The 23,655-nt window shown below is 52.0% G+C and carries 23 protein-coding genes; 14 read left to right on the forward strand and 9 right to left on the reverse strand.

Annotation, left to right across the window (positions count from 1 at the left end):
- Positions 1 to 76 precede the first annotated feature (76 nt).
- The 7 genes from pstC (at position 77) to ABWV76_RS09860 (ending at position 7,292) form a co-directional block, all read left to right on the forward strand.
- Positions 77 to 1,456 carry a phosphate ABC transporter permease subunit PstC gene (pstC, locus tag ABWV76_RS09830; protein WP_020413942.1) on the forward strand — a complete coding sequence of 460 codons (1,380 nt, stop codon included), beginning with the start codon at positions 77 to 79 and terminating at the stop codon, positions 1,454 to 1,456.
- Entirely contained in the window at positions 1,449 to 2,735 is a 1,287-nt protein-coding gene (gene pstA, locus ABWV76_RS09835; protein ID WP_020413943.1) for a phosphate ABC transporter permease PstA, read from the forward strand. The genes pstC and pstA overlap by 8 nt, the downstream gene beginning before the upstream one ends.
- 33 nt (positions 2,736 to 2,768) lie before the next feature.
- Complete coding sequence (pstB, locus tag ABWV76_RS09840; protein ID WP_020413944.1) at positions 2,769 to 3,644, forward strand: phosphate ABC transporter ATP-binding protein PstB; 876 nt, start codon at positions 2,769 to 2,771, stop codon at positions 3,642 to 3,644.
- Positions 3,645 to 3,669: 25 nt separating this feature from the next.
- Complete coding sequence (gene phoU / locus ABWV76_RS09845) at positions 3,670 to 4,371, forward strand: phosphate signaling complex protein PhoU (protein ID WP_020413945.1); 702 nt, start codon at positions 3,670 to 3,672, stop codon at positions 4,369 to 4,371.
- An 83-nt stretch (positions 4,372 to 4,454) separates the two neighbouring features.
- Positions 4,455 to 4,769, forward strand: coding sequence for an antibiotic biosynthesis monooxygenase family protein (locus tag ABWV76_RS09850; protein WP_020413946.1), 315 nt, complete (start codon positions 4,455 to 4,457; stop codon positions 4,767 to 4,769).
- Positions 4,770 to 5,060: 291 nt separating this feature from the next.
- A complete protein-coding gene (locus ABWV76_RS09855; protein WP_020413947.1) occupies positions 5,061 to 5,864 on the forward strand; it encodes a putative porin in 804 nt (267 codons plus the stop codon).
- Positions 5,865 to 6,446: 582 nt separating this feature from the next.
- Complete coding sequence (locus ABWV76_RS09860; RefSeq protein ID WP_353375866.1) at positions 6,447 to 7,292, forward strand: putative porin; 846 nt, start codon at positions 6,447 to 6,449, stop codon at positions 7,290 to 7,292.
- Between the two features lie 81 nt (positions 7,293 to 7,373).
- On the opposite strand, the gene ABWV76_RS09865 is transcribed toward ABWV76_RS09860, so the two are convergent.
- Positions 7,374 to 8,660 (reverse strand): M48 family metalloprotease, encoded by a 1,287-nt coding sequence (locus tag ABWV76_RS09865; RefSeq protein ID WP_353375867.1) that lies wholly within the window; start codon positions 8,658 to 8,660, stop codon positions 7,374 to 7,376.
- A gap of 69 nt (positions 8,661 to 8,729) precedes the next feature.
- Here ABWV76_RS09865 and ABWV76_RS09870 point away from each other — a divergent pair, with 69 nt between their 5' ends.
- From ABWV76_RS09870 to ABWV76_RS09885, 4 genes are all read left to right on the forward strand, one after another.
- Positions 8,730 to 9,209 carry a DUF4265 domain-containing protein gene (locus ABWV76_RS09870; RefSeq protein WP_020413950.1) on the forward strand — a complete coding sequence of 160 codons (480 nt, stop codon included), beginning with the start codon at positions 8,730 to 8,732 and terminating at the stop codon, positions 9,207 to 9,209.
- A gap of 150 nt (positions 9,210 to 9,359) precedes the next feature.
- A complete protein-coding gene (gene yaaA, locus ABWV76_RS09875; RefSeq protein ID WP_282952076.1) occupies positions 9,360 to 10,136 on the forward strand; it encodes a peroxide stress protein YaaA in 777 nt (258 codons plus the stop codon).
- On the forward strand, positions 10,133 to 10,744 hold the full coding sequence (locus ABWV76_RS09880) for a DUF938 domain-containing protein (RefSeq protein WP_282952077.1): 612 nt from the start codon (positions 10,133 to 10,135) through the stop codon (positions 10,742 to 10,744). Before yaaA ends, ABWV76_RS09880 begins: the two co-directional genes overlap by 4 nt.
- A 2-nt stretch (positions 10,745 to 10,746) precedes the next feature.
- Positions 10,747 to 11,106 carry a hypothetical protein gene (locus ABWV76_RS09885; RefSeq protein WP_020413953.1) on the forward strand — a complete coding sequence of 120 codons (360 nt, stop codon included), beginning with the start codon at positions 10,747 to 10,749 and terminating at the stop codon, positions 11,104 to 11,106.
- Positions 11,107 to 11,141: 35 nt separating this feature from the next.
- Here ABWV76_RS09885 and phoR read toward each other — a convergent pair whose 3' ends face one another.
- The 4 genes from phoR to ABWV76_RS09905 all read right to left on the reverse strand — a co-directional run bounded on the left by phoR (position 11,142) and on the right by ABWV76_RS09905 (position 14,932).
- Positions 11,142 to 12,467, reverse strand: a complete 1,326-nt coding sequence (gene phoR, locus ABWV76_RS09890; protein WP_353375868.1) for a phosphate regulon sensor histidine kinase PhoR — start codon at positions 12,465 to 12,467, stop codon at positions 11,142 to 11,144.
- A gap of 136 nt (positions 12,468 to 12,603) precedes the next feature.
- Positions 12,604 to 13,308 carry a phosphate regulon transcriptional regulator PhoB gene (gene phoB, locus ABWV76_RS09895; RefSeq protein ID WP_020413955.1) on the reverse strand — a complete coding sequence of 235 codons (705 nt, stop codon included), beginning with the start codon at positions 13,306 to 13,308 and terminating at the stop codon, positions 12,604 to 12,606.
- A 109-nt stretch (positions 13,309 to 13,417) separates the two neighbouring features.
- Positions 13,418 to 14,260 (reverse strand): 4-hydroxybenzoate octaprenyltransferase, encoded by an 843-nt coding sequence (gene ubiA / locus ABWV76_RS09900; RefSeq protein ID WP_353375926.1) that lies wholly within the window; start codon positions 14,258 to 14,260, stop codon positions 13,418 to 13,420.
- A gap of 57 nt (positions 14,261 to 14,317) precedes the next feature.
- Complete coding sequence (locus ABWV76_RS09905) at positions 14,318 to 14,932, reverse strand: chorismate--pyruvate lyase family protein (protein WP_282952079.1); 615 nt, start codon at positions 14,930 to 14,932, stop codon at positions 14,318 to 14,320.
- 126 nt (positions 14,933 to 15,058) lie between these two features.
- Between ABWV76_RS09905 and ABWV76_RS09910 the strand changes: the two genes are divergently transcribed.
- On the forward strand, positions 15,059 to 16,378 hold the full coding sequence (locus ABWV76_RS09910; RefSeq protein WP_020413958.1) for a dicarboxylate/amino acid:cation symporter: 1,320 nt from the start codon (positions 15,059 to 15,061) through the stop codon (positions 16,376 to 16,378).
- 11 nt (positions 16,379 to 16,389) lie between these two features.
- Here the strand turns inward: ABWV76_RS09910 and recG are convergent, their stop codons facing one another.
- Together recG and ABWV76_RS09920 are read right to left on the reverse strand one after the other, a co-directional pair.
- A complete protein-coding gene (gene recG / locus ABWV76_RS09915; RefSeq protein ID WP_353375869.1) occupies positions 16,390 to 18,492 on the reverse strand; it encodes an ATP-dependent DNA helicase RecG in 2,103 nt (700 codons plus the stop codon).
- Positions 18,471 to 19,391, reverse strand: coding sequence for a hydrogen peroxide-inducible genes activator (locus tag ABWV76_RS09920; RefSeq protein ID WP_353375870.1), 921 nt, complete (start codon positions 19,389 to 19,391; stop codon positions 18,471 to 18,473). Before ABWV76_RS09920 ends, recG begins: the two co-directional genes overlap by 22 nt.
- 201 nt (positions 19,392 to 19,592) lie before the next feature.
- Here ABWV76_RS09920 and ABWV76_RS09925 point away from each other — a divergent pair, with 201 nt between their 5' ends.
- Positions 19,593 to 19,853: a GlsB/YeaQ/YmgE family stress response membrane protein gene (locus ABWV76_RS09925; protein WP_020413961.1), complete on the forward strand. Its 261-nt coding sequence runs from the start codon at positions 19,593 to 19,595 to the stop codon at positions 19,851 to 19,853.
- Positions 19,854 to 20,085: 232 nt separating this feature from the next.
- Positions 20,086 to 20,970 carry an NAD-dependent epimerase/dehydratase family protein gene (locus ABWV76_RS09930; protein WP_353375871.1) on the forward strand — a complete coding sequence of 295 codons (885 nt, stop codon included), beginning with the start codon at positions 20,086 to 20,088 and terminating at the stop codon, positions 20,968 to 20,970.
- 46 nt (positions 20,971 to 21,016) lie between these two features.
- On the opposite strand, the gene ABWV76_RS09935 is transcribed toward ABWV76_RS09930, so the two are convergent.
- A complete protein-coding gene (locus ABWV76_RS09935; RefSeq protein ID WP_020413963.1) occupies positions 21,017 to 21,400 on the reverse strand; it encodes a RidA family protein in 384 nt (127 codons plus the stop codon).
- Positions 21,401 to 21,533: 133 nt separating this feature from the next.
- A complete protein-coding gene (gene spoT / locus ABWV76_RS09940; RefSeq protein WP_020413964.1) occupies positions 21,534 to 23,651 on the reverse strand; it encodes a bifunctional GTP diphosphokinase/guanosine-3',5'-bis pyrophosphate 3'-pyrophosphohydrolase in 2,118 nt (705 codons plus the stop codon).
- Positions 23,652 to 23,655 lie beyond the last annotated feature (4 nt).

The following is a 23,655-nucleotide window of genomic DNA, read 5'->3' on the forward strand; positions in this document are numbered from 1 at the left end:
CTTTGTCCACAGCACTGTGGAATCTGAAGGAAATGTCGGGATAATGCCGACCACCATTTTTTAGCACGGTAAATCAATGCAAACCCCCACACTGTTCGCCCTTCTGCTGCTGTTGATACTGGTGGCCTACGGTACCGGCTTTAGCCGTGCACTGAGCGCTGCACGCAGCTTAGGTGGCTTACGAAATCTGGCTTCCCTGCCTAGTTATTACGGAATATTTGCCGCGCTTTGGTGTGGCTTGCCGGCTTTGATATTACTAGGAGCCTGGTTGATTTTTGACGATGCCATTATTCGGGCTATGGTGCTGAACAGTGTCGCCGACAAACCCGAGACAATTTCAGGACAGAATCTGCTCTACGCCCAAATTCAAAATCTGGCTGCGGGTCATATGTTGGGGGAAGCCACTCCACGTTTGCAAGAAGCGGCGGATCACCTCAGCCAATTGCGTAGCAGCTCCAATAATATGCAAGCCTTTATGAGCTTGATATTGGCCGTGGGTCTTGGGGCTTTTGCTCTTTTACGTTTCTCTCCACAATTACGCGCCAGAGAAAAAGTTGAGAAGGTCTTGCGGGCTATATTGATTGCCTGTGCCTGCGCGGCCATTTTTACCACCGTGGGTATTCTATTCTCGGTGCTATTTGAATCCCTGCGCTTCTTCCAGTCGGTTCCGGTCACCGAGTTTCTGTTCGGTTTGCACTGGAGCCCGCAGATGGCCCTGCGTGCCGACCAGGTTGGTTCCAGTGGTGCCTTCGGTGCTGTGCCCCTGTTTACCGGCACCTTAATGGTTTCTGCCATCGCCATGTTTGTCGCTGTACCGATTGGTTTGATGGCGGCAATTTACCTGGCGGAATATGCCAGTAAACGTGTCCGTGCAGTGGCCAAACCTATTTTGGAGATTCTCGCCGGTGTACCTACAGTGGTATACGGCTTCTTTGCCGCCCTGACTGTTGCGCCCTTTATTCGTGACCTGGCTACCTCGGTCGGCCTGGAGGCCTCCAGTGAAAGTGCCTTGGCTGCTGGTCTGGTGATGGGCATTATGATTATCCCGTTTGTCTCCTCACTGTCGGACGACGTGATCAATGCGGTGCCGCAATCATTGCGCGATGGTGCCCTGGGCTTGGGCTCCACCCACTCTGAAACAGTGCGCAAAGTGGTCATCCCGGCGGCTCTGCCGGGAATTGTCGGCGGTGTTCTGCTGGCGGTGTCACGGGCAATTGGTGAGACCATGATCGTGGTGATGGCGGCGGGACTCGCAGCTAACTTAACCGCCAACCCGCTGGAGTCTGTGACCACTGTTACCGTTCAGATTGTGACCCTGCTGGTTGGTGACCAGGAGTTTGACAGCCCCAAAACCCTGGCGGCCTTTGCCCTGGGCTTAATGCTGTTTGTTACCACATTGGTGCTGAACTTTATCGCCCTGCACGTAGTGAAAAAATATCGGGAGCAGTATGACTAATCTGACTCAGGCGCAGGTTCGCGAGCGTATTGAGAAGCGCCTCGCCAGCCGCCATCGCAAGGAAAAGCTCTTTCGCGGATTGGGCATTGCCAGTATCGCCTTCGGGGTACTCGCAGTTGTAATTCTGTTCAGCGATATTATCAGCAAGGGTAGCGGTGCTTTTATGCAGACCGCTATCCAGCTGGAAATACACTACGACGCACAGGTACTTGACATCGACAAAGTCGATGATGAGAGCCTGGCCTGGGCCAACTTCTCCGGTGTGATTCGCCAAGCATTGCGCGAGCGCTTTCCCTCGGTGACCAGCCGTGGCGAAAAGCGCGAGCTATATACCCTGGTTTCTTCTGGCGCGCCTTTCACTCTGCGTGACCGCCTGGCTGATGACCCTGAGCTGCTTGGCAAGAGCGAGAAGGTTTGGTTCGCCGCTGATGACGATGTGGACACCTTTGTTAAGAGCCTCAAGGATTCCAAGGAGGGTTTTCGTGGTCGCACCTCTGAGCAGAAAGCCGGCTGGATTGAGCAACTGTTGGATAGTGGTGAGCTGAAAAAACGTTTCAATACCACCTTCTTTACCAATGGGGATTCCCGTGAGCCAGAGCAGGCTGGTATTCGGGCAGCGCTGATGGGGTCGCTATTTACTCTGCTGGTGACACTGGCGCTGTCCTTCCCTATCGGCGTAGCCGCCGCCATTTACCTGGAAGAATATGCACCGAAGAACCGCTGGACCGACCTAATTGAAGTGAATATTAATAACCTTGCTGCGGTACCTTCTATCGTATTTGGTTTGTTGGGGCTGGCGATTTTTATCAATTTCTTCGAGCTGCCTCGCTCGGCGCCGTTAGTCGGCGGTTTGGTGCTGACCCTGATGACACTGCCGACGATTATTATTTCCAGCCGTGCGGCATTAAAAGCGGTACCGCCTTCTATTCGTGAAGCGGCTATGGGGATGGGTGCCTCGCGTATGCAGGTGGTTTTCCACCATGTGTTGCCACTGGCAATGCCGGGTATGCTTACCGGTGCGATTATCGGCATGGCCCAGGCTCTGGGTGAAACAGCACCTCTGTTGATGATTGGTATGGTCGCCTTTATTGTCGATGTGCCCGCCGGGGTGACGGATCCAGCCACTGTGCTACCGGTACAGATCTTCCTGTGGGCCGACAGCCCTGAGCGCGCTTTTGTCGAGCGCACTTCGGCAGCAATTATGGTGCTGCTGAGCGTATTGATTGTAATGAATGCCAGCGCGGTATTACTGCGCAAGAAACTTGAGCGCCGCTGGTAACACAGCGCGGATTAACAGAAAGCGGGATTATTTATGAGTACCATGACCCTGGATGCCGCGGGGCGCACAGAGGCGGCGCAATCCGAACTGACTGGCGGGCAAATTGCAGCGAGCGCCGAAGTCCGGAAAACCGTGGGCAAGCCGTTCTGTGATACCGCCAAGTTGCGCATGCGCAATGTGAATGTATTTTACGGCGAGGCCCAGGCTATCCACTCCGTCAGCCTGGATATAGGCCGCAATCAAGTGGTGGCCATGATCGGCCCCTCCGGTTGTGGTAAGTCCACTTTCCTGCGCTGCCTCAACCGTATGAACGACACTATTGAAGGTTGTCGTGTTGAGGGAGAGTTGAGTCTGGATGGCGATCCCATTTACGGTCCCAAGGTGGATGTTGTGCCCTTGCGTGCTCGGGTGGGCATGGTATTCCAGAAGCCAAACCCTTTTCCAAAGTCCATCTATGAGAACGTGGCCTATGGTCCCAAGATCCATGGGATCGCCAGCCGCCGCGCCGATCTGGATGAAATTGTTGAGAGCAGCTTGCGCCGCGCCGGGCTATGGAATGAGGTAAAGGATCGCCTGGATAAACCGGGTACCGGACTCTCCGGTGGCCAGCAGCAGCGCCTGTGTATTGCCCGGGCTATTGCGGTTAGCCCTGAAGTTATTCTGATGGATGAGCCCTGTTCGGCCCTGGACCCCATCGCCACCGCACGTATCGAAGAGCTGATTGACGAGCTGCGCGAGAACTACACTATCGCCATCGTTACACACTCAATGCAGCAGGCCGCTCGCGTCAGTCAGCGTACGGCCTACTTCCATCTGGGTCGACTTGTCGAAGTTAACGATACCGAAACCGTGTTCACCAACCCTGAGCACGAATTAACCGAAGCCTATATCACCGGCCGCTTCGGCTGAGTTGGCCACGCCCCGAGGGAACACTATGGAAATGCACTTCGATCAGCATATCTCCCGTCAGTTCAACGAGGACCTGGAAGGTATTAAGACCGAGATGTTGGAGATGGGCGGCATGGTCGCCCGTCAGGTCGCCGATGCTGTAGATGCCTTGTCCAATGCTGATAGTCAGCTGGCTGAGGAGGTTTTGCGTGTCGAAGAGGAGATCGACAAGAGCGAGATGGCACTCGACGAGCACGCGACTTTAATTATTGCTAAGCGCCAGCCCGCCGCCTCGGATTTACGGATGGTGATGTCGGTAACTCGCATAGCTCGTGATCTGGAGCGCATCGGCGATGAGGCCTGCAAGGTTGCAAAAATGGCCATTGCCCTCACCGATGAAGGCACCTCACCCCGTGGTTATACTGAAATACGCCATATCGCCAATGCCGTGCGCAAGATGCTCAACGATGCCCTGGATGCCTACACCCGTTTTGATGTTGAGTCAGCCCTGCGCACGCTGGCGGAAGATGAGCAGGTGGATATGGATTACCGCACCGCGGTTCGCGAGTTAGTCACTTATATGATGGAAGACCCGCGTAGTATTTCGCGAGTGATCAACGTGCTTTGGGCGCTGCGTTCACTGGAGCGTATTGGCGACCATGCGAAGAATATTTGTGAGCAGGTAGTTTATTTGGTGGAAGGTGCGGATATTCGCCACGGCCATGAAAAAAATTTGCGGAAGTCTTGAACTTCCAGTCCGCTATAAAGGTCGCATTAAGCGGCCTTTTTTTATTGCAGGTTTTTCCAGCTCGGGCGTCCTGAGAGGAAGCGATGAAATATATTTTCGAAGTTCATATCAAAGAGGGATTCAGTGCTGAGGAATATGCTGAAGCCTGGGTACGAGCGTCCAGGTTAATTCAGCAATATCCCGGCGCGATGGGGACGGAACTTCACCGGAAAATTGATGATCCAAGAAAATTGCTTGCTGTTGCCACTTGGCATTGTAAGGAAGATAGGGATGCAATGCAGACGCAGCATTCTGTGGAGATCGATAAAATCATTCGCAGTGTTGCTCCCTTCGTCGAAATTCGTTCACTGGGTGAATTTGAAGACCCTCAATGGGTTGTTAATTTTAGCTTGGATTAATATTAGTGACTCCAAACTGAATGCAAGCTGAATAAAGCCAGTGGAGAAGATGAAAATTAAAAAATATAAAATTATATTATTTTTTGTGATTTGTTTTTCTAGTTAATTATTACGCTGTATTACAAGCATTTTTATCTTTTTGTTCCAGTCAATTCAACCATCTGTTTTGTTCAACTTGCCGCAAAAAAATAGTTAACTGACTTTTTGTAATTTACTGTTGTTGCGAACTAAAAAACTTTTGTTACAATCCGCTGCCCAATTTGGATCCCAACGTTAACGAAGGATTTTGATATGAGATTCAAGCTCGCTGCTCTTCCCCTGATGCTTCTCGCGGCTACTACAACTGCCGAGGAGTACAATTCATTTACCAAAGCTAGTTACTCTGATATAGAGTCCGGCTCCGTTGATGCAGACCGTTTTGATTTTGGAACAACTTATTATTTTAGTGGTAAAGAAACTCTCGGCCCACTGAAAGAGTTTGAATACATCAATAAGGTTAGTAACGTTTCTGCAGGATTTTCTCATTACAATATCGGAAGCTTTGACTCCGATACTTTCTCTGCAGGTGGTGAGTACTTTACATCCAGTGGCTTTGTTATTGGTGCAGGAATTATTGACCTTTGGGAAAGTAATGTAGATTATCAGTCAATTGGATATCTGTTTTCTCCCGATTTTTTGGTAACCCTGAATCATGTTGATGATGATAGCGACAATGAATTTTCATTAAATGCTCGTTACAATCATCAATTAAACTCTACCGATTATATCGGTTTTAATTTATTCGTTGATGAAGAGTTTGATACTCGCTCCTTGTCTTCCAAGTACTTCACTCACTTGGGTGGTGAGCAATACCTAACCGCAGAGTTGACTTATACGAACTATGATGAAGGTGACGATTATTGGTCTTTAGGTACAGAGTACTTCTTTACTCAGCGTACCTCCATCGGTTTCTCATTCGATGAAAACGATGAGTATAAGCTGGGCATGAACCACTTCTTCAACCAAAATTTTGCTGTTGAAGCGGCTTATGTTTCCAATACTGATAGTGATTTTGACTACGATGTATACCAATTAGGGCTGACTGTGCAGCTATAATTTGGACTCATAAAAGGGCTATCTAAGATAGCCCTTTTATTTCTGGATTTATATTATTCTATCTATCCGCACTAACCCTTCTAGATTTTCGATCAACTGATAATATTTAAAATCCCTCTAAATGCTACCTTACTATCAACATGCATTATCCAGGTTAATATGAAGGTCTGCTACAAATTGCAATAAGAGTTTCGAGTAATTTATTAGTTGTATTAAGACTCCAAATCCATAGATTTTTTGTATTCGATATTAATTTGTTGATAACAGTCTTAAGTTTTAAGCTATTAAAATGAAGCTTGAATATTTCGTTATACTTGCTCAGTAATCTTATTGGTTTGCAGTATTTATCTATACCTTGAAAAGGTAATTGAATATTTTCCCAGCTAGGGTTGCTGCATAATATTTATTTGCTATCGATGGGAACTTATTTGAATTCTAAGTGTAATTCAGCTCTTTTTGGCGCTCAAGAAAATTGATTTTATTTGATTATTGGATTTTTTACTTTAATTTGAATTTTTTCCTGGAGGAGGAGTCCTATTTGGCGCCATATATTTGAAAATAGCTAATAAGAAGGAGATTTAAATGAAACTTAGGGTTTCGGCTTTTTTACTGGTATTTTTCTCGGCTGTTGCTTCAGCTGAAGAGTACAAATCAATTACTACTGCAGGCTATTCTAATCTAGATTTTGACAGTGGAAGTGGCGATGATTTTTCTGTGGAAACAACCTATTATTTTTCTGGGAAGGATACTCTTGGCCCGCTAAAAGAATTTGAATTTATCAATAAATCTAGCAATATATCAGCGGCATATTACCATCGAAATATTGGAGATTGGAACAATGATAACTTTGCTTTCGCTGGTGAGTATTTTGCTGAAAATGGTTTTTTAGTTAGCGCTAACTTAACAGATTTTACGGAAAATAGTTTCAATACTATAGCTTTGGGATACTTGTTTACTCCAAATTTTCTGATGAAGTTATATAATACTGAAGGCGACACTTATGTTGAGGCGCGCTACAATTATCAGCTAAATAGTACTGATTATATTGGGTTTGGGTTCGTTGCTGATGAACTTTTTGATTGGCAGCTGTTTTCTTCTAAATATTTTGCAGGTTTAGGTGATAATAAATATTTAGCTGCAGATTTTAACTACCTCAATATAGATGGTGGAGATAATTATTGGAAAGTGGGCACAGATTACTACTTTACACAGAATACTTCATTTGGAATTGATTACGATAGAAATAATGATTACAAGTTAGGGTTTTCTCACTTTTTTAATCGTAATATAGCTGTGGACGCTTCTTATAGCACTATTTTAGAGAATGTTTTCAAGCATTCCAGTTTTGGAAATGATATCTATGCAAAGGCCTTGAATCCAGATGTGGATGTAAAGAAATTTGAACTAGGTGTGACTGTACAATTCTGAGTGAAAGAAAGTAAAAAGGGCTATATGAGATAGCCCTTTTTATAGATTTTATAGTGCCGGATATTTTAAATTACAATTAAACTATCCTCTATTTGTCAGCCCCTGCATTCTTGCCTGAGCTTTCGATGCAATTTCTCCTCCTGCTTGAGACGCAGTCTGGTAATGCTGAAAAGCAGTTTGTACATTGCCTTGCTTCTCATAGACTTCACCCAGATAGTAATGTGCGTAAGCCGTATCCAGGTAGCGAAGAGAGCGGTTTAGGTCTCTTTCAGCCGATGTATAGTCCTTAAGTTGTGCACTGACCATTCCACGTTTCAGCCAATGGGAAAATAGGGCTGGGTTTTTTTGTACAGCACGATCATAAGCTTTGTGGGCGCTGGCGTACTGTTTTTTTTGCGCAAGCAGGTCACCTTCCAGTGCGAAGAAAGCTGCTTCCTTGGGCTGTTGTTTTTGCGCTTTACGCACGAGGTTTAGGGCATTGTCATATTGCTTGTTACTTGCTGCCTTCAATGCCTCATCATAATTTTTGTAGGCATCGGCATCGCGTTTAAGCTGGCTAATCGCTTTTTGGTAGGCACCACGGTTGCTAATGCCCCCTTTTGCCAGTGATTTACTGTGCTCAATATTTGCGTTGACACGGGATTGTGATGGGGGATGGCTGGCAAATAGTGCTTCCAGTCCGTTGGTCTGGCGCCCCTTGGAGAGCTCAACAAATTTACGCTGCAGGCGAACTGCTCCTTGGGGGTCATAGCCGGCAGCAGCCATATATTTCATGCCGTACTCATCAGACTCCAGCTCATTGCCGCGACCATAGCGTGCGATATAGGCTGAGCCACCAAGCTGGCTGCCGGTAGAGATGAGGTCTGCATAGGCGGTGTCTTTTGCCGCTGCGCCCAGGACAGCAAGCCCTGCGCCCAGCACCTGTTGCTGGGACATGGCTGTAGCTGAATGCCGCGCAGCGGCGTGAACAATTTCGTGCCCTAACACAGCGGCCAACTCAGCTTCATCGTCCAGCAGCACCAGCAAGCCACGGTTAACGGCGATTTTACCGCCGGGTAGGGCCCAGGCATTGGGCACGGAATTGTTGAGCACGACGAACTCATAGGGCAGTTGGGGCTGGTCCGAAACTCTAGCCAGTTTTTGTCCCACCCTGTTCACATAATCCTGCAAGCTGGGGTCTATGGTGTATTGCCCACCTTGTTGCTGCTGGTTTTTAGGGTACTGTTGCTGCCCCAGGCTCAGTTCCTGCTGGGTTGAGATCAGGGAGAATTGTTGTTCTCCGGTTACGGGGTTGACAACGCAACCACTGAGAATTGAGGTTGTTACAAATGCCGCAGTCGCGAAGAAAGTCTGGTTGCGCGAGATCATTGCCTGCCTCCCTGTATAATGCTGAGTATTTAGCGATCACCCATTGTACACAGTCCGGGAAGAGAGGTTATGACAGCACTACAGGTAATCGAGTTGTTTGCGGGCACGAACCCTGATGGCGAGCCGGTGGTAGAACGCCTGCAGGTGCGTATTAATGAAGACAGTAGCTGTCAGCTGGTACGTTCCCCCGCTTTTATAAAGGGCATCGCCAGCGGCGATAGTATCAAGGTAGATAAAGATACCCAGCAGTTTGAGCTGGTAAAACGCTCTGGTAATTTGTCAATCCGAGTATTTTGTCGCGGTGATAGCGCAGAGCTTTCGGATAAATTAACCCCCCAATTGGAAAAACTTGGAGGCGAATTGGATCTGGAAGTTCCGCGTATGCTGGTATACAGCATTCATGTCAGCTGCGGGTTCGAAAAAATTGAAAAGATCCTGAATAGTGTCTGCGATGGGGCCAACAGTGTCTGGTATTACGGCAACGTGTATGATCCCAAGGATGGCCAGACCCCCTTGAATTGGTGGCAGGATATTCTAAAGCCAGAATAGTCACGGCCGGGGTAAATCAAGGGTAGTAGCAATATTTACTGCCGCATTATGCTAAGAGAGCCGGGCAAAATTTCAGGTATGCCCTAGATTCGCAATTGGTTTGGAACGTCGCTAACAGCGATGGTTAGGCAGAGGAAAGTAAGGTATCCGATGTTAATAGTGATTTCTCCCGCGAAAACGCTGGATTATGAGAGTGAAATTCCCGAATTGGAAACCACCCAGCCGGAGTTTCTCAAGGAGTCTGCAGCATTGATCAAAGAGCTGCGTAAACTCAGCCCGCAGCAGATTTCCAGCCTGATGAAAATTTCCGATAAGCTGGGCATCCTGAATTACGATCGGTTCCAATCCTGGAAGCGGCCTTTTACTGCTACGAATGCACGAGCGGCGCTGCTCGCTTTTAAAGGCGATGTTTATACCGGTCTTGATGCAGAGTCTATGGGCAAGCGCGATTTCAGCTATGCGCAAAAACATCTGCGTATGTTGTCGGGGCTCTACGGTATCCTGCGCCCACTGGACTTGATGCAGCCTTACCGTTTGGAGATGGGCACCAAGTTTGAGAATTCCCGTGGTAAGAACCTGTATGAATTTTGGGGAGAGAAAACCACCGGGGCTCTCAATGAGCAGTTGCATAGCCTCAAGAGCCGTGAGTTAGTTAACTTGGCCTCAAACGAGTACTTCAAGTCGATCAGGCCCAGGGCACTCGATGCCGAAGTGATTACCCCACACTTCAAGGACCTGAAAAATGGCCAGTACAAAATGATCAGTTTCTTCGCTAAGAAGGCGCGGGGCATGATGAGTCGTTGGGCTATCGACCAGCGGGTAAAAAAGGCAGAAGAGCTGAAGGGCTTTGATGTCGGGGGGTATGAATACAGCCCTGAAATGTCCAGTGAACACGATTGGGTATTTACCCGGGACGAAGCGCAATGAGCGAGCAGGCCCTACCGGATGCTCCCTCCTGCGCGCGTAACCGTGATCCCATCCTTAAACAATTACGACGCCTGCTGGCTGATAGCCGGCAAGTGCTGGAAGTTGGAAGTGGTACCGGGCAGCATGCGGTCTACTTTGCTCCTCAGTTGCCCCAATTAACCTGGCAGACTTCTGAACGTGCGGAGATGTTACCGGGAGTTTGCGCCTGGTTGGAGAAGCAGCCCGCGCAAAACCTGCTAAAGCCTCTTGCCCTGGATGTCGATAGCGACTGGCCAGAGCTCAGTGCAGACGTGGTCTTTACCGCCAATACCCTGCATATCATGTCGAGAGAATCGGTAGAGCGCTTTTTCCACAAGCTCCCCTCGGTCTTGGAGTCCGGTGGTCAGCTGGTTGTCTACGGTCCTGTGAAAATTGATGGGGCTTTTATCGGGCCAAGCAATGCCGATTTTGATCTCTGGCTCAAGGAGCGCAACCCAGCCAGTGGTATCCGTGACCTGGAATGGTTGGATCAGCTCGCTGCAGATGCGGATATGCGGCGCGAAGAGCTAAGTTTCCTGCCAGCCAATAATCAACTGGTTGTCTGGCGTAAAAACGATAATAAGGAGTAAGTATGCCTGCGTGGTTTGAAGTAACGGTAATTGTGGCCTTTGCAATTGGCGCTGTGTATTTTTTTGCCAAGTATCGTGAGACTGCTGCTGCCCTGCACGAAAGTGAGCGTATGAAGACGCGCCTTTCTAATGACCTGAACCGCTATAAGGATGTGCCTCGCCTGCGCGCCTTGCGCGATGCTTTACTGGGTTCCCGGCCCCTGCCTACGGACGATGAGGGCAATGAGCACCTGTTGCTGCGTGATGGGGATTTGCAATTGCACCACCTGATCCTGAGCAGGGAGAGTACACCGGTTAATGATGAGGACGAGAGCACCTATACAAAAAATGGTGAAAAGGTAAGGCTGGAGGAGTTTGATTAACCCCGGCTTTATCTGGGTAAGGAGTGGGGCGGTGTTTAAGCGCCCACTGTCACCTCAGGACCTTGCTCTACTTTGCTAACCACTTTTTTGACAGGGAAGTGCAAAGTGAAAGTGCTGCCTTGTGTGGGAGTACTTTCAACACTCATTTCACCGCCGTGGCGTATCAGAACGTGCTTCACGATAGCTAGTCCCAGGCCTGTGCCGCCGCTGTCTCGCGAGCGACCGGGGTCGACCCGATAAAAGCGTTCAGTAAGGCGCGGGATATGTAAAGGGTCAATACCTATGCCTCGATCCTCCACACTGAAGTGACCGCCCCAGTTGTCCTGCCACCAGCGAAGCTTGATGGCCCCTTCATCAGGGCTGTACTTCACCGCATTCAGCACCAAGTTGGCAAAGGCACTGTGTAGCTCGCTAGCATCACCGCGAATGCAGCAGGGGATTTCGTTTTCCACTTCTATCTGGTGGCGACCACCACTAAAGCTGCGTGCTTCCCGCGCTACTCGCTCCATCAGTTCCTGCACATCTATCAGCATGTCGCCGCCAGTGCGCTCAGAGGTCTCCAGGCGTGCCAGAAGCAACAGGTCGTTGACCAGTGTAGTCATGCGTGCGGCCTGCTCCTCCATCTGTGCCAGTGGACGCTGCCACGCGGGTGGTGCCATATCACTGCCTTGCAAGGTTTCCAGGTAGCCGGCAATGACTGTCAGTGGGGTGCGTAGTTCGTGGGAGACATTGGCAACAAAATCGCGGCGCATCTGCTCCAGGTTGTGCAAGCGGGTGATATCGCGAACGATAACCAGTGCCTCATCTTTTCCATAGCGGGTAACCTCCAGCTGCAGGTGCAGTGCTTCATTGCCTGGGGCGGGAAGGGTCAGAGGCTCGCGCGAGTCGGTATCCTCGCTGTGCATGTAGCTGACAAAGTTGGGGTCACGGACAAAATTGACCAGGGATTGTCCGCTGTCACTGGCCTGCAGGCCGAGTAGCTCACCGGCAGCGGGGTTCCACCAAGCCAAATGGTCGCCATTCTCGAGAGCAACTATGCCCTCACGCAGAGCGCTGGTACTGTCCTGTACCCGCCGCAACATAGCGTGCAGCTTTTGTTTCTCACGGCGATGACGGCGTTGCATACGATAGAAGTCATCGTAGATTTCGCCCCAGATACCGAAAGAGGTGGGAGCGGGTCCGCGCCGGCCATTGGCCAGCCAGCGGTTGAAGCGCTGTTGTTGCCACAATACAGATAGAAGGTAGGCGGCCAGGCCCGCAATTAGGGCGAGCGACCAGTTGCCTGAGGTGAAACCGAGAATGGTGCAGCCCAGAGCGATAATTACAAAACGCGAAAACTCGCCAATACTGCGATCCAACATAGCGTTGCCGTGTTACCTGACGGACGCGAAAGGGCTCTGCCTGGCAGCCCTTCACGGTCAATACATCTTGGAAACCCATAGTTCTGAAGTGTGACCATTGGTTCCCGTGGAAGTCAGTGCCGATCTGTGGGGATTGTCACACTTTTTCGACAGTTTGCACAGAAAATCGATAGCCTGTTCCGCGTACTGTCTGGATATATCGGTCATGACCATCCACTGTCAGGGCTTTGCGCAGGCGACGGATATGCACGTCCACAGTGCGCTCTTCCACATATACGTTGCCGCCCCAGACATGGTCCAGCAATTGGGTACGTGTGTAGGCTCGCTCTTGGTGCGATAGGAAAAAGGTCAGCAGGCGAAATTCGGTGGGGCCCATATCTACAGGCTGTCCCTTGATAGTCACCCTGTGACTGAGAGGGTCCAGCACCAGGTTGCCGGCACTCAATGGGTCTTCCGGTGTGGCCGGGCCTGCGCGCCGCAACACAGCCTTGAGGCGTGCAACCAGTTCGCGGGGGGAGAAGGGCTTAGTGATATAGTCGTCGGCGCCTGTCTCTAACCCCTTGATTTTATTATCTTCCTCGCCTTTTGCCGTGAGCATGATGATGGGCACTGAAGCGGTCAGTTCATCGCGCTTGAGGCGCCTGGCCAGCTCGACACCGGAGACATCCGGCAGCATCCAGTCGAGCAGGATCAGGTCCGGCTTTTCATCGATAATCAGGGCGTGGGCCTCCTGGGCGTTCTCGGCTTCGAGGCAGCGGTAATCTGCCATCTCCAGCGCTATCCGCAGCATGTCGCGTACTGCGGCCTCGTCATCGACAATCAGAATCGTTTTACTGTGCATTTGCCTGCCATTCCCGCTCAGCTTCCAGGTTTTCCCGGTTATGGCTGGGGATTAAACGAGATTAATATGACAAATATATGACGGCTGCTGTCCGGTTCCCAGTCAGCAGTTAATTAAACAGATAATGCAGAAAAATTCCGGTAAATAACGCCAACCCTACCCAATTGTTGTTGAGAAACGCACGAAAACAGGCTTCTCTCCCCCGTTCGCGAACCAGCCATTGCTGGTAGGCAAACAATGAGGCCACAACGATAAGGGAAACGTAGTAAATGCCCCCGAGGCTAAAGCGTTGGCCGATGAGCAGCAGTGCTATCAATACCAGTAGCTGCAGGGCGGCAGTCATGACTTTGTCCATCTCTCCAAAAAGGATTGCTGTGGATTTAACCCCAATCTTCAGATCGTCATCCCGGTCCACCATGGCGTAGAAAGTGTCGTAACACAGGGTCCACAGCAAGTTGGCAACATAGAGGAGCCAGACTTGTGGTGGGACTTTGCCAGTTACTGCGGCGAAGGCCATGGGAATGCCCATGCTGAAGGCAGCACCCAGTACCACTTGGGGCAGATGGGTGTGACGCTTGGCAAAGGGATAGCAGAAAGCTAGTGCCAGAGCGGGTAAGGAAAGAAGAATAGTCAGTTGGTTGGTTGTCAGTACCAGCGCGAAGGCCAACAGGCTGAGTCCGGCAAAAAGTCCAAGTGCTTCTTTTGGAGTGATACTGCCAGTAGCCAGGGGGCGCTCAGCAGTGCGCTTTACTTTGCCGTCGATCTCACGATCAGCAAAATCGTTTACTGCACAACCGGCTGCGCGCATCAGGATCACTCCAAGTGTGAATACGGAGAACAGGTGCAGTCCCGGCCAGCCATCCGCAGCCAGCCATAGTGCTGCCCAAGTGGGCCATAACAGCAACAGAGAGCCGATGGGTTTATCCATGCGAGCCAGCTGCCAGTAGGGCATGATTGCGGGCCAGCGGGTGGCAATCTGTTGGCTGATCACGGTGGACTCTCCCAGTATCTAGTTAGTGACTGCGGCGGCTAAAGGTGAGGTCTCTGGCTGGAAACTTGAGAGAAATGTCTCTGCTACCAGCAGGGGCTTGTCCCGAAGCCAGAAAGTAGAGCGGCGACCCCAGGCGTTCTTATTCTCATTGCACAGGGTCTCCAGCTGGAAGTTCGGATTTCGCTGCAGGCGATTAAATTGAATATCACCACGGCGGATACCTGGCTCGCTGAAAAGTAACTCTCCTAATGGGCGGTCGTCCAGGCTGCGCAAATTGCGGGACTTGCCTTGTAGGCTGCGCATCGGCAATACGCTGCGGGCGTATACCCAGGGCTGGCCGCAGCCATACAGTAAAACCTCCCGCACCAGGGCGCGACTGTGCTCACGCAGTTTTAGTGCGCGACACTCCTCAGCAAGGGGTGTTTGCCAGCCCTGGAAGAGGACCTGTACACGAAAATCCTCGCCGCTCTGCTGCTTCAAAGCCGCCGTCAGCGAGCCCGAATATTCCAGCCAGGGCAACAGTGACTCGGGAGGCTCTGGGAGTGTTGGCTCTAGGGGCTGCCCACGCCAATCGCCGGTGGGTACAAATGGGGATTGGTGCAACGATAACTCCGCAGTCTGGAAAAATGGCATTGTACCTCGCCTGTTGGCGGCTGGCCTCACCCTGTTGCATTTTTGCTCCCTGAGTCGCCAGTGGATATAGTGCCCTCTTTGACGAAAACAACGAATCTATAACGAATCCATAAAGAGAAGCTTGTTATGGGGCTTACGACCAAAATTCTTGTGGGGATGATTGCGGGCATTCTTCTGGGGTGCCTGTTCAATTTCCTGAATATGAGCCAGCTGCTCGGCGAGGGTGTTACCAGCGCCATTAACCTTTACCTGACCGAGGGTCTTTTTGACATCATCGGCCGTATATTTATTGCCTCACTGAAGCTGATGGTGGTGCCGCTGGTGCTGGTTTCCCTGATTAGTGGTGCCTGTGCTTTATCGGAAGGCAGCCGTATTGGCCCATTGGCGGGTAAAACTGTTCTGCTCTATATGCTGACCACAGCCATCGCTATTACTCTGGCCCTTTGTTTGGCACTGATATTCCAGCCTGGGGTCGGTGTGAGTGAAACCGCGGCAGAGGCCACCGCGGCTTATCAGCCAAAGGAATCCCCACCCCTTTCCGAAGTGCTGGTAAATATTTTCCCCACTAACCCAGTAGCCGCAATGGCTGAAGGTAATATGCTGCAGATTATCGTGTTCGCCCTGCTGATGGGCTATGCGATTTCCCGCTGTGGCGAGCCGGGCCAGCGCATCGCTGCTTTCTTTAATGATATGAATGCTGTCGTATTGCGCATGGTGGGTGTGCTGATGGTGTTTGCCCCCTATGGAGTTTTTGCCCTTTTGGCAAAAACTTTTGCTGACTTGGGGTTTGGAGGGCTCTTGCAGTTAGGCAAGTACTTCCTGGTTGTACTAGGTGCCCTGCTGCTACATGCCTTGGGGACTTACTCGCTGCTTTTGAAGATGTTGAGTGGCCTCAATCCGTTGGAGTTACTCAAGAAAATGTGGTCCACCATGGTCTTCGCTTTCAGTACTGCCTCCTCCGCAGCCACTATTCCTGTGACCCTATCTACAGTGGAGAAACGCCTGGGCGTAGATAACAAGGTTGCCGCTTTCACTATTCCCTTGGGTGCCACTATCAATATGGACGGCACTGCGATTATGCAGGGGGTGGCTACGGTCTTTATTGCCCAGTTCTTCGGTGTGGAGATTGGCCTGACCGGTTATCTTACAGTGATTCTTACTGCCACCCTGGCCTCTATTGGCACTGCCGGTGTACCCGGTGTGGGTCTGATTATGCTCGGTATGGTGCTGCAGCAGGTGGGTCTGCCGCTAGAAGGCATTGCTATTGTGATCGGTGTCGATCGTCTGCTGGATATGGTGCGTACTGCGGTGAATATTACCGGTGATGCGGTGGTAAGTAGTGTGGTGGCGAAGAGCGAAGGGGCTCTCGATGAAGAGACTTACTACGATGCCAACTACAAGAGTGTAAGCATCAACGATAATCAAAATACTGTTGGCGCCCACTGAGGCGCCTTTCATCAAGCCTCGGCAAAACGGGGCTTGTTTTGCAGCCAGCGTTTTATCAGCTGGCATCGCATTTCCTGATTTAGCGTTGGGGATGCAGCGATCCTCTGCACCTGGGGTAACAGTTCTGCATCTCTCTGCAAATCGGCGATGCGGTGCTGGATTTCACCGGTCTGGCGTGTGCCGAGAATCTCCCCGGGGCCACGCAGTCGCAGGTCTTCCTCCGCAATAGCAAAGCCATCGCTATGTTGACGCAGTGCCTGTAGGCGTGAACGCCCATTTTGCGATAAAGGAGTACCGTAGAGCAGCACACAATGACTGGCGATGGAGCCGCGTCCCACGCGACCGCGCAGCTGGTGCAGCTGGGCCAGACCGAGCCGCTCAGGGTTTTCGATAATCATAAGGCTGGCATTGGGCACATCCACCCCCACCTCAATCACAGTGGTCGCTACCAGCAGGTCCACTTCACCCGCCTTAAAAGCGCTCATCACCTGCTCTTTTTGCTCTGGCTTGAGACGACCGTGCACCAGGGCCACGCGTACGCCATCCAGCGTTTCCGCCAGCTCCTGTGCAGTGGACTCTGCTGCCTGAGCTTGCAGGCTCTCGGACTCTTCAATCAGGGTGCAGACCCAGTAGGCCTGACGGCCTTCGGCAATGGCGCTGTGCACGCGCTCCATTACCTGGTCTCGGCGATCATTGGAAATAGCTACCGTGTTTATGGGTTGCCGCCCCGGCGGCAATTCATCAATGACGGAACAATCCAAGTCGGCAAAGGCCGACATAGCCAAGGTGCGAGGAATTGGAGTCGCAGTCATGATCAATTGGTGCGGTTGCAGCCGGCCAGTGGCACCGCTGGCTGCGCCCTTTTCACGAAGCTCCAAGCGCTGGCGTACGCCGAAGCGGTGCTGCTCATCGATAATAACCAGAACCAGGTTGTGGAAAACCACTTCCGCTTGGAAAAGTGCATGAGTTCCCACCACCAGTTGGGCATCACCACTGGCTACTTTAGCCAGCTGCTCGCGTCGCTCAGCGGCTTTCAGGCTGCCGGTGAGCTGGGCAACTTGTACGCCGAGAGGGTCGAGCCAGTTGCAGAAGTTAATCCTGTGCTGTTCCGCGAGGATTTCAGTGGGTGCCATTACGGCCACCTGGGCGCCGACGCCTATGCCCTTTAGTGCTGCCATGGCCGCCACCAGAGTCTTGCCTGCACCGACATCCCCCTGCAGCAGGCGCATCATAGGGGCGTCCCGGGCGAGATCCTCGGCGATTTCCCCGCATACCCGCTGCTGTGCGCCGGTGAGTGAAAATGGTAAACGCGAGAGAAAATCCCTCTCCAGGGACTCATTTACAGATAGCGGCGGAGCTGCAACTCTGGTGCTATTACGCCGCAGCTCCAACAGGCTTAAGTGATGAGCGAGTAATTCCTCCAACGCCAAGCGTTGCTGTGCAGGGTGTATACCAGCGCCGAGCTGCTCCAGCTGGGTACCAGCAGGAGGTGAATGCAGGTAAATCAGGGCATCCCTCAAAGGGTAACGCAGTGCCTTGGGTAATAATTCTGTGGGGAGTAACTCGGTGACGGCCCCACTTCTCAAGAGCATCACGGCTTGCTGCATCAGCCCGCGCATGCGTCCCTGGCTAACACCCTCGGTCAATGGATAAACCGGGGTGAGGGTTTCTTCTGTGGCAGAATTCTCGCTGCCAACAACCTCGGTTTCCGGGTGGTAGAGTTCTAGCCCAGCAGCGCCGCGACGGGCCTCGCCGAAGCAGCGCAGGCGTACGCCGCGGGCAAAGCGGTTTTTCTGTGCTGCAGAAAAATGGAAAAAGCGCAGGGTGATACTGCCACTCATATCCTGCAGTTTCACAACCAGGCTGCGCCGCCGGCCGAAGACGATATCAGCTGCTGTTACCTCACCTTCGATGACTGCATCCATACCTGCGGTGAGCCCCGCAACCGGCACTATGCGGGTGCGGTCCTGATAGCGCAGTGGCAGGTGGAACAGTAGGTCCTGCAAGGAGTAAATATGCAGTTTGGCCAGCACCTGGGCAAACTTATCCCCTACCCCCTTGAGAGCGGTAATGGGTTGTTCTGAGAGGCTGGTTAGGGCTCGATCAGGTGACACTGGCTGATAGCCTCTCGCAGGATATCAATGGCGCGGTGGCGTGGGAAGCTGGCGCGCCAGGCCAGGGCGACGGTACGACGAGGCCCCGGTGCAACAAATGGGCGGGTCTCCAGCAGGCCGCTCGCATATTGTGAAGCTGTAGCTGCAGACAGGGGCAGTACCGTGATGCCCAGCCCCGAAGCCACCATATGGCGCAAGGTTTCCAATGAGCTTCCATCGGCGGCGGTGCGGATGCCGCCACCGTTATCTTTTTCCATGGTCAACTGGAGGTGTGGGCAGGCCTCTAGTACCTGATCGCGGAAACAGTGTCCCTCACCTAGTAAAAGTACATTGTCATCAGTCAATTGTTCCGGGTCGATAGTCTCAAACTGGGTGAGAGGGTGACCGGATGGCATCAGCACCACAAAAGGTTCATCGTAGAGGGGCTGTGTCACGACATCAGGCTCGGTAAACGGCAGCGCGATAATAATTGCGTCGAGTTCGCCTTTGCGTAAACGCTGGCGCAGAGTGGCAGTATACCCCTCCTCCACATACAGAGGCATATCTGGGGCCAGGTGTTGCAACTGGGGAATGAAGTGTGGGAACAAGTAGGGGCCAATGGTAAAGATTGCTCCGACAGAGAGAGGGCTGGAAAGCTGGTCCTTACCGGCGCTGGCGATATCTTTGATTGCCGCAGACTGTTCGAGCACAAGTTGGGCCTGGGCGACAATTCGCTCTCCTAGTGGTGTCGCCTGTACCCGGGTCTTGGAGCGCTCAAACAGCGCAACACCCAATTCCTTTTCCAGTTTTTTCACTGCAATGGACAGGGTCGGCTGGCTCACGAAACAGCGCTCGGCGGCACGGCCGAAATGCTGTTCCTGGGCGAGGGTGACTATATAACGCAATTCATTGAGGGTCATGGTAAAGACAATTAAATGGTCTCAGGTGATAGCTATTATTCATAAATAATAGCTGCTCGCCAATACTGTGTCTCACCCTGCCCCTAGCCTTCTGCCTGGAGACTGAAAGTTGGAAAAATTTACCAATTGTGGACGTCGATAGGGGATTGAGGCGCAAAATTTTGCTATATCTTATGGGGGCATACCGAACGGAGAAACGTCATGGGAGTTCTATCCTGGATCATTCTCGGACTTATTGCCGGCGCTTTGGCCAAGTGGATCATGCCAGGCAAAGACCCTGGTGGCTGGATAGTGACTATGGTCATCGGCATTATCGGTGCGTTTATCGGAGGCTGGCTCGGTGCCTTAATTGGTTTCGGCGGACCCGTGACCGGTTTCGGATTTGGCGACATAATAACAGCGACCATTGGTGCGATAATCTTTCTCGCTGTATACCGTTTACTCAAGCGGCGCGGTAACTAGTTCAAAACCAGAGCGGCAGTTTGATTTGTGGGGCATAAGCTGCCCCGCTTCGGTATCCATGGATGGTGGTATCGCAATCGTTTGCGGGTTAATTTTGGAGGACCCGGAGTGATCGGGTGAGAAGGATCTGTGTTGCAGAGGATCTTATGTTTCTCCAACAGGACTCAACAGCATAAAAATTAAGGGAATATGACGGTTGGTGCGGCACTTGGCACCCTCCGCCGAGAACTATATGACACAACAAGAAAAGCTTTGGATCCTTGGGTGTGGTGACCTTGGGGCGCGCCTCGCGCTGAATATCGACCGGAAGAAATACAGCGTTTTCGGAATGCGTCGTAACCCACTGGTGGCTTTGGCGAGTAAGCGCCGCGCCGATGTTGTTAACTGGCGCAGGGGAGATGCCACAAAGGCCGGTGACATTGAGCGCCTGCTGGCAGATGGTGCCGATATCATACTCGCCACATTTACCCCCGACGAACACACACCTAATGGATACCAGCGTGCTTATGTAGAGACTGCTCGGGCTCTCGCCGAGGCGATCCCGCACCTGTCTAAACCTCCGCGCCTGGTGCTTTGGGTATCTTCCACCCGTGTTTACGGTCAGAGCGGCGATGATTTTATCGATGAACAGACTCCCCCTGTCCCCAGTGGTTTTCAGGGAGAGGCTCTGCTGGCTGCGGAGGATATCATCCGCTCGGCGATGCCCGGCACTTGCATAGTGCGTTTTGCCGGTATTTATGGGCCGGGCCGTGACCGCCTGCTTTCCCAGGTACGTGCCGGACGCTGTGCCCCTCCGCAACCTCCACAGTACAGCAATCGCATCCATGTGGATGACTGCATTGGCTTTTTATTGCATCTAATTGAGAGACATAAACAGGGCTGGTCCCCAGAAAACTTATATATTGGTGCCGATAGCAAGCCGGTGCCCATGTATGAGTTGCAGCAGTGGCTGGTGAAGGCGATGGGCTATACCAGTGCCCATTTGCGCGAGATAGTGCAAACCAGTGAGCGTCGATCTAAGAAGCTCAGTAATCAGCGAATGCTGGCCAGCGGCTACGAGCTGAAGTATCCGGATTATAAAGTGGGCTATAGCGCCCTTCTTGAAGCGGAAGGGTAGAGATGAGCCGGGCGATTGGCCCGGCTTTATTTTGCATTGTAGAAAATCAGGGCACCATTACGCCTTCGGCTTCAAACTGGGCCCCCAGTGGGAGCTCTTTGACGACTACAGTGGCCCGTGCTGGATAAGGCTCCTGGAAAAATTCAGCCATGATTTCATTGACCGCAGCAAAATTACCGCTGTCGGTGATGAACAAGTTCAGCTTCACAATATGATTGAGTGAGCCATCTGCCGCTTCACACACGGCACTCAGGTTGCGAAATACCTGGCGTGCTTCATCGGCGAAGCTGCCTGAAACCATCTGCTGATTTTTTGGGTCCAGCCCTATCTGCCCGGATAGGTAAACCGTGTTGTTAACCTTCACCGCTTGTGAATAGGTACCAGCTGCAGCCGGAGCCTTGTCAGTTTTGATAATTGCGCGGTTGGGCATGCGGGGCACTCCATTACTTATTGGTATTTACGGAAAGCGGCTAAATATAACGTGCTTTGATGGCAAATGTCAGCGTTACTGACAGCCATCATTGCATTGCTAAGTGGCAGTAAATAATGAGCTGATAAGCGCCTTAGGGGCGGGAGATACGGATTACTGATGGCAGGTTGCGCAGTCGTTTCATCACCCTTGCCAGATGCACCCGCCCACTCACTTCCAGCGTCAGGGAGATCACGCTATTGTGCGCATCTTTTTCATCCACATTGATTTGTTCAATGCTGGCCCCCTCCTCGGTAATGCGGGTGGCTAGACGCGCAATAATACCTCGCTCCGATTCAACCTCCACGCGAACATCACCGAGGAATTCTCCAGTTACGTCGGGAGACCAGTTCACCAGCATCAGGTTTTCTGGGTGTTCACGGAACTCACTGGTGTTGCGGCAGGTATCGCGGTGTACCACAACGCCTTTTCCGGAGCTGATATGACCCAGGATGGTATCCCCGGGAATCGGGCGACAGCAGCGTGCAAAACTGATCATCATGCCCTCCTGGGCATCGATCGTCAGTGGTGAAGAAATATTGCCGGTTTCCGCCTCTTCACTGTGGGCTGGTGCCAGTAGCTTTGCGGCGGAGAAGGCGACCTTATTGCCCAGGCCTATCTCTTCGAGCAACTTGTCCAATGTCGCGCACTTGGCTTCCTGTAGGCCCCGTTCCAATTGTTCCGGAGTGAGTTCCTCCAGGCGCGTGTCGAATTTTCCCAGAGCCTTTTCCAGCAGGCGTCGTCCCAGGGCAATAGAGTCGTGGTGACGCTGGTGCTTTAGGAAGTGCCGAATTGCACTGCGCGCCTTGGCAGTGACGACAAAATTGAGCCAGTTGGGATTTGGTTGGGCACTTTTACGGGTGAGGATTTCCACTCTCTGACCACTTTCGAGGGGTTGCGATAGCGGTGCCAGGCGCTGATTAATACGCACCGCTACACAGGAGTTGCCGATATCCGTATGCACCGAGTAGGCGAAATCCACGGCAGTGGCACCGGCTGGCAGGTCGACAATCTGACCTTTGGGGGTGAATACGTACACCTCATCGGGGAACAGATCGATTTTAACGTTTTCAATAAACTCCAACGAGTCACCAGCGCGTTGCTGCATTTCCAGCAGGCCCTGCACCCAGCGGCGCGCGCGCACTTGGCTGGTGCCGCCGGTATTAATCACTTCATCGCCGGAAGCTTTGTACAACCAGTGGGCAGCAATGCCACTATTGGCCATCTCATCCATTTCCTTGGTACGAACCTGTACCTCGATTGGTACCCCATGCATGCCGAGCAAAACGGTGTGCAGTGATTGGTAGCCATTGGATTTGGGGATGGCGACGTAGTCTTTAAATTCGGAAATGACCGGCTTATACAGGCTGTGCATCACACCTAAAACCCGGTAACAGGTATCCACGCTGTCCACGATAATGCGGAAGGCGTAGACATCCATGATTTCCTTAAATGACTTCTTCTTGGCGCGCATCTTCTGATAGATGCTGTATAGATGTTTCTCGCGGCCAATGACCAGAGAGCTGATCCCCTCTCGCTGCAGGCGCAACTCGATAGCATTCTGGATTTGTTCTAACAGCTCCTTGCGATTGCCGCGCGCGGCTACAAGGGCGGCGCGTAATCGGCTGGCGCGCAGTGGATAGATTGCGAAGAAGGCGCGGTCCTCAAACTCGATACGCACATCATTCATGCCCAGGCGATGGGCGATAGGGGCGTAGATTTCGAGGGTCTCCCGGGCGATGCGTGCGCGTTTTTGCGGTTTTAGCGCGCCCAGCGTACGCATGTTATGCAGTCGGTCAGCGAGTTTGACCAGGATTACGCGGATATCACGCGCCATGGCCAGGGCCATCTTCTGGAAGTTCTCTGCCTGCTTTTCTGCCGCACTGTCAGTTTCAAACTGGGTCAGTTTGGAGACGCCGTCGACAATATCGGCCACCTCGCTGCCAAACTGCTCAGCCAGAGCTGCCTTTGGAATCCCGGTATCCTCAATCACGTCGTGCAGCATGGCCGCGGCCAGGCTCTCGTGATCCATATGCATGCCCGCAAGGATGGTAGCCACCGCCAGTGGGTGAGTTACATAGGGCTCGCCGGAGCGACGCTGCTGGCCGTCGTGGGCCTGCTCCGCATAGAAGTAGGCGCGACGGACTATCTGGATCTGATCGGGGGGCAGGTATGAAGAGAGGCGGTGGGCCAGACTATCGATGGTGTGCAATGCC

This window comes from Microbulbifer sp. NBRC 101763 (genome assembly GCF_040371615.1).
GTDB lineage: Bacteria > Pseudomonadota > Gammaproteobacteria > Pseudomonadales > Cellvibrionaceae > Microbulbifer > Microbulbifer variabilis.

What these genes read in the sequence shown, in the direction of transcription:
- pstC (WP_020413942.1), top strand. Translation starts at nt 77, where the DNA reads ATGCAAACCCCCACACTGTTCGCCCTTCTGCTGCTGTTGATACTGGTG.
- pstA (WP_020413943.1), top strand. Translation starts at nt 1,449, where the DNA reads ATGACTAATCTGACTCAGGCGCAGGTTCGCGAGCGTATTGAGAAGCGC.
- pstB (WP_020413944.1), top strand. Translation starts at nt 2,769, where the DNA reads ATGAGTACCATGACCCTGGATGCCGCGGGGCGCACAGAGGCGGCGCAA.
- phoU (WP_020413945.1), top strand. Translation starts at nt 3,670, where the DNA reads ATGGAAATGCACTTCGATCAGCATATCTCCCGTCAGTTCAACGAGGAC.
- ABWV76_RS09850 (WP_020413946.1), top strand. Translation starts at nt 4,455, where the DNA reads ATGAAATATATTTTCGAAGTTCATATCAAAGAGGGATTCAGTGCTGAG.
- ABWV76_RS09855 (WP_020413947.1), top strand. Translation starts at nt 5,061, where the DNA reads ATGAGATTCAAGCTCGCTGCTCTTCCCCTGATGCTTCTCGCGGCTACT.
- ABWV76_RS09860 (WP_353375866.1), top strand. Translation starts at nt 6,447, where the DNA reads ATGAAACTTAGGGTTTCGGCTTTTTTACTGGTATTTTTCTCGGCTGTT.
- ABWV76_RS09865 (WP_353375867.1), bottom strand. Translation starts at nt 8,660, where the DNA reads ATGATCTCGCGCAACCAGACTTTCTTCGCGACTGCGGCATTTGTAACA.
- ABWV76_RS09870 (WP_020413950.1), top strand. Translation starts at nt 8,730, where the DNA reads ATGACAGCACTACAGGTAATCGAGTTGTTTGCGGGCACGAACCCTGAT.
- yaaA (WP_282952076.1), top strand. Translation starts at nt 9,360, where the DNA reads ATGTTAATAGTGATTTCTCCCGCGAAAACGCTGGATTATGAGAGTGAA.
- ABWV76_RS09880 (WP_282952077.1), top strand. Translation starts at nt 10,133, where the DNA reads ATGAGCGAGCAGGCCCTACCGGATGCTCCCTCCTGCGCGCGTAACCGT.
- ABWV76_RS09885 (WP_020413953.1), top strand. Translation starts at nt 10,747, where the DNA reads ATGCCTGCGTGGTTTGAAGTAACGGTAATTGTGGCCTTTGCAATTGGC.
- phoR (WP_353375868.1), bottom strand. Translation starts at nt 12,467, where the DNA reads ATGTTGGATCGCAGTATTGGCGAGTTTTCGCGTTTTGTAATTATCGCT.
- phoB (WP_020413955.1), bottom strand. Translation starts at nt 13,308, where the DNA reads ATGCACAGTAAAACGATTCTGATTGTCGATGACGAGGCCGCAGTACGC.
- ubiA (WP_353375926.1), bottom strand. Translation starts at nt 14,260, where the DNA reads ATGCCCTACTGGCAGCTGGCTCGCATGGATAAACCCATCGGCTCTCTG.
- ABWV76_RS09905 (WP_282952079.1), bottom strand. Translation starts at nt 14,932, where the DNA reads ATGCCATTTTTCCAGACTGCGGAGTTATCGTTGCACCAATCCCCATTT.
- ABWV76_RS09910 (WP_020413958.1), top strand. Translation starts at nt 15,059, where the DNA reads ATGGGGCTTACGACCAAAATTCTTGTGGGGATGATTGCGGGCATTCTT.
- ABWV76_RS09920 (WP_353375870.1), bottom strand. Translation starts at nt 19,391, where the DNA reads ATGACCCTCAATGAATTGCGTTATATAGTCACCCTCGCCCAGGAACAG.
- ABWV76_RS09925 (WP_020413961.1), top strand. Translation starts at nt 19,593, where the DNA reads ATGGGAGTTCTATCCTGGATCATTCTCGGACTTATTGCCGGCGCTTTG.
- ABWV76_RS09930 (WP_353375871.1), top strand. Translation starts at nt 20,086, where the DNA reads ATGACACAACAAGAAAAGCTTTGGATCCTTGGGTGTGGTGACCTTGGG.
- ABWV76_RS09935 (WP_020413963.1), bottom strand. Translation starts at nt 21,400, where the DNA reads ATGCCCAACCGCGCAATTATCAAAACTGACAAGGCTCCGGCTGCAGCT.